Raw genomic sequence first — 14127 nt, 5'->3', positions numbered from 1 at the left:
TATTATTTGGGTGGATATTATCTAACCATCAGGTAAGGCTAGGGCCCTCGTACATCATGCTTCGGAATCAGTAGATTGGGTGCGTTATCCATCTACTAGGTATTTCGCCCGATGAGAAATTCTATAACCTTGGTTTGCGGGGCTATCCTGCTGCTTGCCTCTACTTCCTCTATTGCTCCCAAAGAATGGGAACCCCTGCTCGATAAAAAACTGAGTAAGTGGCAGACCTTCCAGAGCTACCGCCATCAGGTGGGCTACCGGGGCCAGCAGCCTACCGATGCGCTGGGCCAGCCGTTAGCACCAATTGGCTACGGTAAGAATGAGGCAAATGTCTTCTCTGTGGTGATGCAGGAAGGTGAGCCGGTGCTGCGCATCAGCGGCGAAATTTACGGCTGCGTGTTCACCAAGCAGGATTTCCGTAATTATCACCTGAAGCTGATGGTAAAGTGGGGTGCTAAAAAGTGGGTACCCCGGCTAGATGAGCCTCTGGATAGCGGCATTCTGTATAACAGCCAGGGCGAATGCGGTGTGGACTACTGGCGTAGCTGGATGCTCAGCCAGGAGTTTCAAGTGTCGGAGGGGCTACGCGGTAATGCCATGGGTGACTTCTGGTGCATCGCTAACTCTACGGCCGATATCAGAGCGGCTTACAACAAAACCAACGACACACTTCGCTATAACCCAGCCGCTACTCCAGTAACTATGGGCAGCGGCGGCCCGGGGTTCTGCCAGGCTGCCGCCAACTACGAAGTGCCGAATGGCCAATGGAATGAACTGGAACTCATTAACGTGAACGGGCAGAGCGTGCACATCGTCAATGGCCACGTTGTGCTAGCTGTTAACAACTCTGGCACCGTTGTCAATGGCCAGCGTCAGCCGCTTACGTACGGCAAGATCCAATTACAAAGCGAGGCCGCCGAAGTGTTTTACAAAAACATCTTGATCAAACCTCTGGATGCCATGCCGGCCCAGTACGCCAAGTACTTCGATTAACAGCACATAGCAGGTCAGCAACAAAAATCCCCGGCTGTAACAGATGGGGATTTTTGTTGCTGACCTGCCTAGGCCACTACTGACCCGGCGAGTACGTTCGCTTGGCGTGTTTCTTTATGTCTTCGGGGTAGAATAGTACGTCCTTGAAGTCTTCCTCAACATATAGGCCCGCCTGATCGGTGAAATGGGGGGAGGAGGGCTGGTTGTTGTTGCCGCCAGCGAGCACCGAGCGGGCTTTGATGCGCGGGCCAAACTCTACTACTGCAATAAAGCTGTTACCCACGTCGCCGTAGCGCTTTTTGGTGCCAGGGCGGGCTTTGGAGCCGAAGGCAGCTAGGGAGCCCCAGGCAGAGGAAGCGAAGGCCACCGGTAAGCTGGGTTTCTGATCGTCGTAGGTTTCCTCAATGTTGCCGGTAAGGCGTTGAAAGCGGTTCACTTCGCCCCAGGGCTGCTTCCAGGTGCCGAAGTCGCGGGTTAATTCTTCAAGGGTTTCCTGAAGGGCGGCTACCTTTTCCGGAGGCGTAGTTTTAGCAATAGTAAATTTAGTGAAGCTGATATAGTCGAGGGGCTGATTAGCGGTGGCGCGGGTGCGGCCCAGACGCAGGATTTTCTCGCCCCAATAAATGGCGAGGGTTTGCGCTACCGAGGATTTGCTGTAGCGCTTGTCCCAGCCCTGCAACAGCTTCATGGCTTCTACCACGTCGCCTTCTGGTGGGTTGGAGCTATCCACTACAAACTGAAAATCCTTGGCTAGCGCCGGAATCAGCTCCTCGAACCCGGCCAGATAGGGGTCTTTGGCGGCGGCTATCAGGGTATCGAGGGTGAAGACTTTCTTGCGGCTGAGCACCCGCACGGCATTGATGCCGCGGTAGTTTTCCGCGTCGGGAGCCATATAAGCCGGGTACTTTGCTTTGGTGGGGCTACTAGGGCCAGAAACGGTGAAAGGCGTAGCATTACAGTTTTGGATCCAGCCGCTGGCTGGGTTTACTACTTGCACTAGGTCCTCGGGCTTGTGCAAGCCCTGCCACTCGGTTTTGGGGTTACTGCCATCTACCGGCTGGCTCCAGTCAAACTGCGGATCACGTTTAGGCATGAAGTTACCGTGCCAGTAAGCAATGGTACCTTTGCTATCGGCAAAAACGGTGTTGTTGGACGCATTGCCATTGAGCTTCATCGTTTCCCGGAAGCTAGCGTAATCGGTAGCTTTGGTGCGCAGGTAGGACTGCTCCAGCGCCTCCAGCGGCGTATCCATCATGCGCACCGTCACCCACTTAGTATCAGCCTGCTGGCCTACCACGGGGCCGTGATGCGTGCGGTAGGTAGTAAACTCCTTGCGCAAGATTTTGCCGTTTTGCTTGTAGGGAATAGAGAGGGTAGTCGTCTGGACGGGCCGCAGCTTCTGGCCGTAGCGGTAGTAGTACTTGCCGTCTTTCTTCTCCACCGTTTCCAGGTACTCATCCATGGAGTCGGCTTGGCTGGAGGTGTGCATCCAGCCGCAGTGTTCGTTAAAGCCCTGGTACACAAAAAACTGCCCCCACGTTACGGCCCCATACGCATTCAGGCCCGCTTGGCTGCTCACTTGCACCTCGGGGCGGAAGTAGAAGGAGGTATGCGGATTGATAAGGAGCAGGGCATGGCCGCTGGCACTTTTGGCAGGCGCGATAGCAAACCCATTGGACCCAACGGGCTCCCGCTCGGCCTTCTCAAAATCGGGGCGCTGCCAGGAAGTGGACTTGCGGTTGGCGTAGAAGTTTTTGAGGCGCTCTAGCGGCACTACACTGATGTTGCCGCCAATGCTGCCTTCGCTAAACATCAGCGGCATCCAGGGCTGGAAGCGGCGCAGCAGTCTCGGCTGCACGTTGGGATGCGTATAGAGGTAGTAATTGGTGCCGTCGGCGAAGGCGTTGAGCAGTTGCTTCATCCAGGCCGGGCTTTTCTGGTAGATGATGATGGCCTGGGTGCTATCCATGAACAAGCGGGCCCGCAAATCGTGGTAAATGGCTGATTCGCCTTCTACTTCCGCTAGCCGGCCTATGGCATCCAGGTAGTTGGTTTCCACCCTCGGAAAATCGTCTTCACACTGGGCATAGAGCAGGCCAAATACGGCATCGGCGTCGGTTTTACCTTGCACGTGCGGCACGCCCCAGGTGTCGCGGGTGATGGTGACTTGCTTGGCTTGCTGCTGCCAGCGGGCAATTTCAGCGGGCGTAAACGCTTGGGCTTGGGCCGCAGTAGCAGCTAGTACAAGGCCTAGAGGAAGAAAACAACGCATCAGGCAAGGAAAATAAATGGACAGCGCGCCACAGGCGTGGCCGCAGCGCTAACTTACTGCCAATATCCTCTATCCCGCGCACACCACAAACAGCCTGGGAATGGTAAGCGGGTAGCTAACAGCATACCCAGATAAGCAAAGGCAACCCAAACGCCAGAACCACACTAGTGGTTAGCGGATTTTACTAGGCCTTACTACCTCACAAACTGCCTCAGAGCGCCACCATGTCCCAACTGTTTCGCGTAACCTTCTGCGACCCATTCGATCCGGATATTCTGGAGCTTGGTGAAATGGACCAGGAACAGATTCGCGCTTTTTTAGACACGATTCCCTGGGCCGACTTACTGCGGAAAATGGAAACCCGGCCGGCAAGCGAAATACACTTTTCGCCTTCTCTGGAGGTCGAAAATCAGCAGAAGCACGGAATTTCCATCTCAGTTGCTGGTAAGCCCGACGACTATGAATTCTTACTGTTCTACCAACGGCCTAAGGTAAAAAAGTACTTTTTCGGCTTATTTTCACTTGATTGGAAGCAGTACTTATCAGATATAACCGGGCAAACCATACAGGATGCCGAGGATTGCCTGGAAGCTCTACTAGCTGGCGATTTAGCCTATCTTGACCGGAGAATCCGGTAAACAAAAAGTCCCGGCTGCTAGGCCAGGACTTTCGGTAAAGTGGTTTGACTGCCGAAGCAGGGTAGGTGGCAGCGCTCTACGATGAGAACGAAGAGCCGCAGCCGCAGGTGCTTTTTGCCTGGGGGTTGTTGAACACAAAGCCGCGGGCGTTAAGGCCGTCCTGGAAGTCAACTTCCATTCCGAGCACATACATGGCGTGTTTCTTATCCATGATGAGGGTTACGCCATCGAGGTCGAAGGTTTCGTCCTGGTCTTTGGGTTTATCGAAGCCGAGCAGGTAGCTCATGCCGGAGCAGCCCCCGCCCTGCACACCAACGCGCAGGCCGTATTCGCCGGGCACGTTTTTCTCGGTGAGAATATTTCGAACCTCCGCCAGCGCGCGGGAAGTGAGGCTGATGGGAGCAAGTTTCGTGGAGACGGCCGTTGCCATAGTATGTTCGTCTTAAGAGAAGTAAGGCTGCAAATATACGAAGCCCGCGGCAGTCGCCTTACTTTCCCACCTAAGGGATAGGCACTACACGTAACACAAGCTTCGTTTCGGGGTATAACACGAAGCGTAGGCCCTCGGTTCACCTATATTTGCAAAGCCTTGCGTAGCTCCAGCCGCGCGCTTTTTTCTCGGTTGTCATCTTACTGGTAAGCGCCAAGCTGGAGTTGTGCGCTACCCCCGCACGGCCACTCTAGCCCCCATGGATTCTACTTCCTACCTCTTCGATCTGCTCAAGATTATTCTGCCGTCCCTGATTGTGGCTGGGGCTATCTACTTTCTGTTTCAGCAGTTTTTGGAGAAAGAACAACAACGCCGCCTGATTGAGATGCGCATGGAGGCGAGCAAAACCACGCTGCCCTTGCGTTTACAGGCCCTGGAGCGCGTAACCTTACTGCTGGAGCGCATTTCGCCCAATAACCTGCTGGTGCGTGTAAGCAGCGCCGGCCTGCCTGCCTCTGACTATCACCGCCTGCTCTTGCAGGAAGTGCGTGCCGAGGTCGAGCACAACCTCAGCCAGCAGCTCTACATGCAGCCCGAAACTTGGGCTGCCGTAAAGCAAGCCCAGGAAAGCGTGGTAAACCTAATCAGCTCGCAGTTTCGCAGCCTGCCCAACCCGCAGGAAGCCCGCGGCCCCGAGCTAGCCCGTCGTATTCTGGAAAGCCTCATGGCCGACCAGGCTGACCCCACAGCAGGCGCCCTGCTTGCCGTAAAGCGTGAAGCGGTAGCTATGTTCTAGGTCGCCGAAGCGCACGAACCCTACAAGCGAATCCCGCTGGCCGTCAGAGCAATTTCTCTCTGACGGCCAGCGGGATTCGCTTGTTTTGCAGTACTTGGGGGCTATACGGCAGCTAGTGTGGCATTGATAGCGCGCTGGTAGCAGGCCTCGTACAGCGGCACAATTTTATCTACGTCAAAGGTTTCGGCGTGGGCGCGGGCAGCTGCCTTAAAGCGGGGCAGGTTGTCGTCCTGCAACACATACAAGGCATTTTTTACCATGTCCTCTACGTCGCCGATGTTGCTGACCATGCCCGTAATGCCGTGCTCGTTCAACTCCGGGATACCGCCGGCGTTCGTACTGATAACCGGAACCTCGCAGGCCATGGCTTCCAGCGCCGCTAAACCAAAGCTTTCCTTCTCCGACGGCATCAGAAACAGATCAGCAACACTGAGCACTTCCTCTACCGCCTCCAACTTGCCCAAGAAGCGGACATCGTTGCTGAGCAGGCCCAGGTCGCGGCAGATTTTCTCGATGCGAGGCCGGTCGGGCCCGTCGCCGACCAGCAGCAACTTGGCGGGCATCTGTTTGCGCACGCCATCAAAAATGTGCACTACGTCTTCTACCCGCTTCACGGAGCGGAAGTTAGAGGTATGTACCAGCAGCTTTTCCCCTTCCGGCGCAATGGCCGCCTTAAAGTGACCCTTGTTCAGCTTCTGGAAGCGGGCGAGGTTAATGAAGTTAGGAATCACTTCAATGTCCTTCTCAATGGCGAAGTACTCGTAGGTTTCGCGGCGCAAATCAGCCGATACCGACGTAACTCCATCCGATTGGTTGATGCTGAACGTCACGACGGGCTCATAGCTGGCATCTTTGCCCACCAGTGTAATGTCGGTGCCGTGTAGGGTAGTAACCACCGGAATGCGAATGCCACGCGTGAGCAGAATCTGCTTGGCCATGTAGGCAGCCGAGGCATGCGGAATGGCGTAGTGCACATGCAGTACATCCAGCTTCTCATTCTGCACAATGTCTACCATTTTACTAGCCAGCGCCAGCTCATAAGGCGGGAACTGAAACAGCGGATACGGCGGAATGTACACCTCGTGGTAAAACAGATTCTCGTTAAAGAAATCGAGACGGACGGGCTGGCTGTAGGTGATAAAGTGTACCCGATGGCCTTTCAGGGCCAGGGCCTTGCCCAGCTCAGTAGCCACGACGCCCGAGCCGCCGAAAGTAGGGTAACAAACAATGCCGATATTCATGAGAAGCTTCTGCTGGCCCCGTTCTGGTTAAAGAGCGGGTGAGGGGTAGGGAGGTAAAAAACGGATGGGCAGGCCTGGATAGCTAGCCTGCAACGGACACCGCTACAGCAGAACTGTTGCGGCGGAGTAGTCAGGGTAATGTAAAATTCTTGTCAGGAGGCAGCGGAATTTGGTTGGAGCTACAAAAAACTGGCGGCAAGACAACCCATTCGGATGTCTTGCCGCCAGTGCGTTTCAAGAGGCTAGTAAAGTCGGACAACAAATCATGTTTTCTGCAACGACTTGTAAATCACGTCGTGAATACGGGTACGGATGTTGTACTGACGCAGCTTGTTGTTGCCCGCGTCAGGATACACTCGGTTAGAAAGAAAGATGTAAAGGATTTTGTTTTCGGGGTCCATCCAGACGCAGGTTCCGGTGAAGCCCGTGTGACCAAACGTGGTGGCCGGCGAGAGGTTGCTGGTGGGGCCTTCGGGTTTACTAGGGTCTCCCCGGTCCCAACCCAGTGCGTGCCGGTTGCCGGCTACGGTGGCCCTAGCAAACTCGGTTACAACCGGCGTCTGGAAGAAGCGCTGCCCGCCGTAGCGGCCGTTCTGCATGTTCATCTGCATGAGCACGGCCAGGTCGTTGGCGTTTGAAAACAGACCCGCGTGCCCACCTACGCCCCCAATCATGGCAGCCGTTTGGTCGTGCACGGTCCCCTGTAGCAAAGCACGGCGGAAATACGTGTCGTTTTCAGTAGGCGCAATGCACGACTTCGGGAATTTCTCCAGCGGGTTGTACGTCATTGTGCCTAGGCCCAGGGGCTGATAGAAGGTCTTCTGCAAGAATTGGTCGAGGGGCTGCTGCAGTACTTTTTCGGCTACCCGCTTCAAGATGATAAAGCTTAAGTCGGAATACTCAACCGGATATTTGCCTTTCACTTTAGGAAGCAATCCGGAGCGTTGCACCCATGTCCAGACGGAGTCCTCAGTCGTGCGCAAGCTATACATCTCCGGGGTCACCTCCCGCGAGAACTCCGCCGACTCGGTGCTAGCGTAAAACGTAGGCTTCGGGCCAGATTTCGTGATGGTACGCTCCCAAGTCGGGATACCAGCCTTAAGGCCCGCCTGGTGCATCAGCACCTCGCGCACCGTCATGTCGCGCTTGTTGGTGTTTTTTAGCTCGGGCAGGTAAGCCGCTACTTTATCGTCAATGTTGAGTTTGCCCTGGTCTTTCAGGTACATAATAGCCTGCAGGGTGCCCGCTACCTTCGTTACCGAAGCCAAGTCATATAAGGTGCTGCTATTGATAGGCTGCGACTTATCGTAGGTGCAATAGCCGTAGCTTTTGTCGAAGACCACCATGCCATCCTTGGCCACCAGCACCTGGCAGCCCGGCGCCGCCGCATACGCCACCGACTCTAGCGCTACGTTGTCAATCTGGGCTAGCACACGCGAGTCGAAGCCAGCAGCTTCGGGCGTGCCGTAGCGGAGTCGTTTGAAATCTGGCGTGGGCAAACCCATTCCGGCCTTCAGGGTTTCAGATACCGTTACGGGTAAGCGGCCTTTGGCAGGCAAGGCACCAAACAGAACCTGAGGCACCACCAACTGAGCCGGGTAATTGTCTTCGTAGCCGCACACCAAGTTGCGCTGGCTTTCCAGAAACTTCAAAGCGTAAGCGTTGCCAAAGGCCACAACTACCGTTTTAATGTTTTTATTGGCCTGCAGCTCTTTCAGAAACTTGAGGGCCCCTTCGCCAATCCCGTAGTTATGGGTGGGCGTGTTGTTCATGTTGTGCAGGCTCACCACCACCACGTTGTAGGGCGAGAGGCGGCCGCTGATGCGGGCAAACGTCGAGTCAACGGCATAGCGGTTTGGCACCGCATACACCGGGCCGCTCTGATACTTGCCCATGATTTCCTTATACGTCGGCGCATCAGAGCCGATAGTAACGGACGCAATCCGCAAGGTATCAAGGCGCAGGAATGGAATCAGGTCGTCTTCGTTTTTGACCACGGTGGTGGCATGCTCATAAATCTGTTGCTGCACCAGGCGGCTCAGGGGCCGGTTCAGGTTGGTCATCAAATTCGGAACATCAATTGGCTGAAGACGCGTCAGGCCGGCCCAGTATTTGGCGCGCAGCATTTTGCGCACCCGCAGGTCGATATCTGTCTGGTCGATTTTACCGGCTGCCACGGCCTCCTTTATTTTCTGGATGGCCATCGGCACATCTTCCGAGAACAGCAGCACATCGTTGCCGGCAGCCAATGCTAGTGCATCCAGTTCGCCGGGTTTGTAGAGGTCGGCAACGCTCTTCATGTTGAGCGCATCCGTAAACACGAGGCCGCGGTACGCCATTTTCTCTTTGAGCAGGCCCGTTACCAAGTTTTTAGAAATGGTAGCTGAAAGGCTGCGTACGGTATCGAGCAGGGGCATGTAGAGGTGACCCACCATTACGCCCATTACGCCTTGCTCAAAGGCTTTCTGGAATGGATATAGGTCCACGTTGGTAAGCCGAGCCATGTCGGAGTTGATAACCGGCAGGGCCACGTGCGAGTCTACGTCGGTGTCACCATGACCCGGGAAGTGCTTTACTACGGCCATTACGCCGTGGTCTTGCAGGCCCCGGATGTAGCTAATGCCGCGCTTGGCTACTTGCTCTTTATTCTCACCGAACGAGCGGTTGCCGATAACCGGGTTGCTTGGATTGGAGTTGACGTCGATGACGGGCGAAAAGCTCACGTGCACCCCCAGCGTCTTCATTTTGAGAGCAATTTCGCGCCCCATCTGGTACACGTACTGGTCGTCGTCCATGGCGCCTAGGGTCATACCTTTGGCAAAGTGCATGGACGAATCTAGGCGCATATCCAGGCCCCATTCAGCATCCATGGCCACCAGCAGGGGTACCTTGGCGGCGGCTTGGTAGCGGTTGGTGAGATTGGCCTGCCGGCGCGGCCCGCCCTGCAGGAACATTAGTCCCCCGATGTTATAATTTTTGATCAGGAACTCCGTGTACTGGACGTGTTTGCGGTCCTTGTTGGAGTAGGCGGCCACCATAAACAGCTGGCCCAGTCGTTGATCAGGAGTAAGCGAGTTATACACGCTGTCAACCCAGTTCTGCTCGGCCGCCGTCATGGGTCGTATGCCTTCCTCTTCGCGTGGTGCCGAAGAGGAAATAAGCAGACCCATAATGGCCAGTACTAGCAGGAAGAGTCCAATCCGAAAGTCTTTGAGCATCGGCTCCGGTGGTTCGCGCTGAGGTGAAGGTTAGATAAAAGGCGAGTCGAAAAGCCCTACTTTTGCCTCTCCAAAAAGGGTGCCGGGTAGTGCCTCTGACCGGGCGCCGGGCCATATTAACTGGCTTTCGACTCCCTGCCTTCCTCACTTACCAACGCATAAGACTAAGAATTGGTCTTATGCCAGACACACAAAAGTTGGCCACAAACTTACGGATAATTTCCCGACGACGGTTGTTATCAAGCGGATAGCTCTGTTGGAGTACTCATAAAACGTGGTCCTTTTTTCGTTGATTTTGCCTTCATTTCGATAGTACATGGCAGATATTATTCAATTATTGCCCGAATATTTAGCCAACCAAATTGCAGCGGGCGAAGTGGTGCAGCGCCCAGCTTCGGCGGTAAAGGAGCTGCTCGAAAACGCAGTAGATGCCGGTGCCACGCAGGTGCAGCTGATTGTGAAGGAAGCTGGCAAGCAGCTGGTGCAGGTGGTAGATAACGGACTGGGCATGAGCCCGACCGATGCGCGCATGAGCTTGGAGCGCCATGCCACCAGTAAAATTCGTACCACCGAGGACTTGTTCCGCATCCGAACCCTAGGGTTTCGGGGCGAGGCGCTGGCTAGTATTGCGGCGGTAGCGCAAGTGGAAATCCGGACCAAGCAGCGCGACCAGGACACCGGCTCGTTGCTTTTGGTGGAAGGCTCGCAGATCAGTAGCCAGCAGCCCGTTGCCTGCCCCGATGGTACCAGTATTGCCGTCAAGAACCTGTTTTTCAATGTGCCCGCCCGCCGAAACTTCCTGAAGAGCAACGCGGTAGAAATGCGTCATATCCTGGATGAATTTCAGCATGTGGCCCTGGCCAACCCGCACATTAGCTTCTCGCTGTTTCAGAACGACCTAGAGGTATTTAACCTGCCAGCGGGCAAGCTGAGTCAGCGGATTGTGTCGTTGCTGGGCAATGGCTACAAAGAGCAACTGGCTCAGGTAGAGGAGGTAACCCCATTTATTGCGGTGAAAGGCTTTATTGGCAAGCCGGAATCGGCGAAGAAAAGCCGCGGCGACCAGTTCTTCTTCGTGAACAACCGCTTCATCCGCTCGGCCTACCTCAACCACGCGGTGCTGACTGCCTATGAGGGCTTGTTGCCTAAAGACACACACCCGTTTTACGTGCTGTTTCTGGAGCTTGACCCGAAGACCATCGACATCAACGTACACCCCACCAAAACGGAAATCAAGTTCGAGGACGAGAAGACCGTGTACGCCATTGTGCGAGCTGCCGTGAAGCAAAGCCTAGGCCTGCATAACATGGCGCCATCCTTGGACTTTGACGGCAACGTAAACTTTGGCCCAATTCAGCCGTTGCGCCTTTCCGGCAATGAGCGCAACCCCTTCGCCGATGATTTTCAGCCCGATGCGCTGGCCTCGGCGGCGGCGCGGGCAGCCGGCACCTCTGGCAGCTCGCGTGAGAAAGCAACCGGCTCCGATGCCTATGAGCGACAATTGCCGCCTAGGCCCACGGAGCAGGCCAAGCGCGAGCTCGAGAATTTCTACAAAAGCCTAAGCCAGATTAGTGTACCCGATGTGGAGCACGAAGCTACGGCCGTGGGCGTGCCTGTGCCTTCTGCGGCGGCAGTGGTTTCAACGCAACCACTAGCTAGTGAAGTGGCACCAACTCAACCGGAAGCGGACGAGGTGGCTGGAGCAAGTGCCATTGGGTTGCCCGAAGCAGAGGAGCTAGCGGCGCCAGAGCAACTAGTACTACCCGGCGTGACGGCCTCAACCCCCGAGCTTCCCCTGCGCGAATCCTCCACGGGGCCGGGCAACAAAGTGCTGCAACTGCATCAGCAGTATCTGCTGCTGCCTGTGAAGTCGGGGATGATGCTGATTGACCAGGTGGCGGCCCGGGAGCGGATTCTGTTTGAGCAGTATGCGCAGGCGCTGGAGCGCGAGGTTAGTGCCTCGCAAACGCTGCTGTTTCCGCGTACCATCACCTTCACGCCACAGGACTTTGCCATTCTGCGCGAAATAGAAGAGCCCCTGCGTGCGCTGGGTTTCCGCTTTACTGACTTCGGCAAGCACACTATTGCGGTAGAAGGCATTCCGGCCGATGTGCCGGCCCGCGACGAGAAAGAGCTACTGGAAGGTCTGATTGAACAGTTCCGGACGCATGCCGGCCCCATGAAGCTGAACCGCCGCGAGCAGATGGCCCGCGCCCTAGCCCGCCGGGTGGCCGCAACTGCCGCCGGTTCGCGCCTTTCGGAGCTGGAAATGACCACGTTAGTGGATAAGCTCTTCGCCTGCCAAGTGCCCAACTACACGCCCGATGGCCGCCGCACCATTGTGCTGCTGGAGCTGGGGCAACTACAGGAGCTGTTTCGGCGGTAGCGGAAGGAGCAGGGGCTAGGCCGCCTTTGGGTGGCAAATGCCGTACGTAGTTCCGTTGCTACCGGAGCCAGGCCCTATCTTGCCCCGCGAAGTCATTTATTCTGCGCTAATCCGTCGTTCATGTTTCAGCTTACTCCTACCGTTCGCAACCTGCTTATCGCCAATGTGGCGGTGTTTTTTCTGAGTACGCAGTTGCGCGCGCTTGGCATCCTGAACCTGTACCCCATTGGCTCGCCCAACTTTGGCGCCTGGCAGTTCGTGACTTACATGTTCATGCACGCCAACATCGGGCACATTTTTTCCAATATGCTGGCGCTGGCAGCCCTAGGGCCGATGCTGGAGCAGCGGTGGGGGGCCAAACGGTTTCTAACCTATTGGCTGATTTGTGGGCTAGGAGCTGGTATGCTCTACAACGGCTTGCGCACCTATGAGCTTAACCGTATGCAGCAGGACATCGAGGTGTTCCAGCAGGACCCCACGGATGTACATCTCAAGGACTTCGTGGAGCATAACCTGAGCAATAATGGGGAAGCTTTTGATCCGGTAATTCGTCAGCTTCATACTACTCCCGACGACCAGAAGCTTATTCAGGGCGTTGTGACAACTATGAATACCATTTACGAAAGCAGCCTCAACAGCCCCATGCTGGGCGCTTCGGGGGCCGTGTTTGGCATTATGCTGGCGTTTGCCTTCTTCTTCCCGAATACGGAGCTAATGATCTTTCCGCTCCCCATTCCAATCAAGGCCAAGTATTTCGTGATACTATATGGTCTCTACGAGTTCTATTTTGGAGTGCACCGTGTGCCGGGCGATAATGTGGCGCACTTTGCCCACCTAGGCGGAATGTTGGTTGGCTTGGTGGTGTTGCTGCTGTGGCAACGCAACCGCACCAGGCTCTACTAAGTATCTGGTTACTGGCTGCACCCAACTGCCACTCCGGCAGAATGGCTTCACTAAATAAGTAGCCATTTCCAGTCAGTTACTAGCCCTGTTTTGTTTACAAGCCATAAAGCTGCCAGTACGTGTGGCAGTGTGGTAGCTTGCACGAAAATTGTGGAAATTCCCGTCCCAGCCAGATACATTCCCTTCCTCATCCGGCTAGGTTCCAAATCTGCCCCACCTCCCTATGAGTATTGCCAACGATATCCGCACAGCGTTTAGCAAGCGGGATAATGCCCTGAACCAGCTGCTACTGCTGAATGTGTTGGTGTTCATTGCATTCATCCTGTTGCGGACGGTGATTTTCATCCTGACTAAAGACCGCAACGGGCACTTGCCTGTACTGGAGTGGCTAGCGGTTCCCTCGGTGCCAGCTACCCTGCTTACGCGCCCCTGGACACTGCTGACGTACAGCTTTATCCATTTTGATTTCTTTCACATCTTGTTCAACCTGCTGAACTTGTACTGGTTTGGTGCCCTAGTGCGCGAGTACTTGGGCGACCGGCGCCTCGTGAGTCTGTATGTGTTAGGGGCAATAGCAGGAGCTGCACTGTATCTGCTGGCGTTCAACCTGATTCCGGCTTTTAAAGGCACTCCCGCCATTTTGTACGGTGCCTCGGCCAGCGTTACGGCCATCGTTTTGGCTGCTGCTACCTTGCTGCCTGACTACACGTTTAGCATTATTTTCATTGGGCCGGTTCGTATCAAATACATAGCGGCCGTAGTAGTTATACTGAGTATTGCCGGCATCAATGGCGGCAACCCCGGCGGCGAAATCTCTCACTTGGGCGGCGCACTGTTGGGCTTCATCTTCGTGAAGCAGTTGCAGGCTGGCCGCGACCTAGGCCGCCCGGTGCAAGCCATTGGCGATTGGGTAACGCGTATTGCCACGGGGCGCCCTAACCTGCGAGCTACGCGGGGCGGCGCCGCTCCAGCTCCTGCTGCCGCGCCCAAAAAAGGTGTTATAGCTAAACCCGAGCAGGATGAAATCGACTTGATTCTGGACAAGATTTCGCGCTCCGGCTACGAAAGCCTCTCGAAAGACGAAAAGCAAAAGCTGTTCCGCGCCAGCCAGAAGTAACAGTAATGTACCTTTGGAATGCTAACAAGAAAGCCCGCTGATGGTGTCAGCGGGCTTTCTTGTTTAGGGGAGGGCTAGGCCTTCTAGCTTAGGCAAGCGCCGGAGCTTAAACAAAACCGGCTGCTCCGCTCAC

General features: G+C 55.5%; 10 protein-coding genes. 6 read left to right on the top strand and 4 right to left on the bottom strand.

Annotated elements, in window-relative coordinates; genetic code table 11:
- Positions 1-111 precede the first annotated feature (111 nt).
- Entirely contained in the window at positions 112-993 is an 882-nt protein-coding gene (locus ACYVHC_RS06000) for a 3-keto-disaccharide hydrolase (protein WP_460612757.1), read from the top strand.
- Between the two features lie 76 nt (positions 994-1069).
- Here the strand turns inward: ACYVHC_RS06000 and ACYVHC_RS05995 are convergent, their stop codons facing one another.
- Positions 1070-3265, bottom strand: coding sequence for an Ntn hydrolase family protein (locus ACYVHC_RS05995; RefSeq protein WP_460612756.1), 2196 nt, complete (start codon positions 3263-3265; stop codon positions 1070-1072).
- Between the two features lie 224 nt (positions 3266-3489).
- Here ACYVHC_RS05995 and ACYVHC_RS05990 point away from each other — a divergent pair, with 224 nt between their 5' ends.
- Positions 3490-3903, top strand: coding sequence for a hypothetical protein (locus tag ACYVHC_RS05990; RefSeq protein WP_460612755.1), 414 nt, complete (start codon positions 3490-3492; stop codon positions 3901-3903).
- A 76-nt stretch (positions 3904-3979) separates the two neighbouring features.
- Here the strand turns inward: ACYVHC_RS05990 and ACYVHC_RS05985 are convergent, their stop codons facing one another.
- A complete protein-coding gene (locus ACYVHC_RS05985; protein ID WP_460612754.1) occupies positions 3980-4333 on the bottom strand; it encodes a HesB/IscA family protein in 354 nt (117 codons plus the stop codon).
- 259 nt (positions 4334-4592) lie between these two features.
- Here ACYVHC_RS05985 and ACYVHC_RS05980 point away from each other — a divergent pair, with 259 nt between their 5' ends.
- Positions 4593-5129: a DUF7935 family protein gene (locus ACYVHC_RS05980; RefSeq protein ID WP_460612753.1), complete on the top strand. Its 537-nt coding sequence runs from the start codon at positions 4593-4595 to the stop codon at positions 5127-5129.
- Between the two features lie 101 nt (positions 5130-5230).
- Here the strand turns inward: ACYVHC_RS05980 and bshA are convergent, their stop codons facing one another.
- Together bshA and ACYVHC_RS05970 are read right to left on the bottom strand one after the other, a co-directional pair.
- Positions 5231-6370 carry an N-acetyl-alpha-D-glucosaminyl L-malate synthase BshA gene (gene bshA, locus ACYVHC_RS05975; protein WP_460612752.1) on the bottom strand — a complete coding sequence of 380 codons (1140 nt, stop codon included), beginning with the start codon at positions 6368-6370 and terminating at the stop codon, positions 5231-5233.
- Between the two features lie 263 nt (positions 6371-6633).
- Positions 6634-9588 carry a glycoside hydrolase family 3 N-terminal domain-containing protein gene (locus ACYVHC_RS05970; protein ID WP_460612751.1) on the bottom strand — a complete coding sequence of 985 codons (2955 nt, stop codon included), beginning with the start codon at positions 9586-9588 and terminating at the stop codon, positions 6634-6636.
- 316 nt (positions 9589-9904) lie between these two features.
- Between ACYVHC_RS05970 and mutL the strand changes: the two genes are divergently transcribed.
- From mutL to ACYVHC_RS05955, 3 genes are all read left to right on the top strand, one after another.
- On the top strand, positions 9905-11974 hold the full coding sequence (gene mutL, locus ACYVHC_RS05965) for a DNA mismatch repair endonuclease MutL (protein ID WP_460612750.1): 2070 nt from the start codon (positions 9905-9907) through the stop codon (positions 11972-11974).
- A gap of 120 nt (positions 11975-12094) precedes the next feature.
- Positions 12095-12877, top strand: coding sequence for a rhomboid family intramembrane serine protease (locus tag ACYVHC_RS05960; RefSeq protein WP_460612749.1), 783 nt, complete (start codon positions 12095-12097; stop codon positions 12875-12877).
- A gap of 223 nt (positions 12878-13100) precedes the next feature.
- A complete protein-coding gene (locus ACYVHC_RS05955) occupies positions 13101-13994 on the top strand; it encodes a rhomboid family intramembrane serine protease (protein WP_460612748.1) in 894 nt (297 codons plus the stop codon).
- The last annotated feature ends 133 nt before the right edge of the window (positions 13995-14127 follow it).

It is taken from the genome of Hymenobacter seoulensis (assembly GCF_054780535.1).
This window is presented reverse-complemented; position numbering and strand designations above follow the sequence as displayed.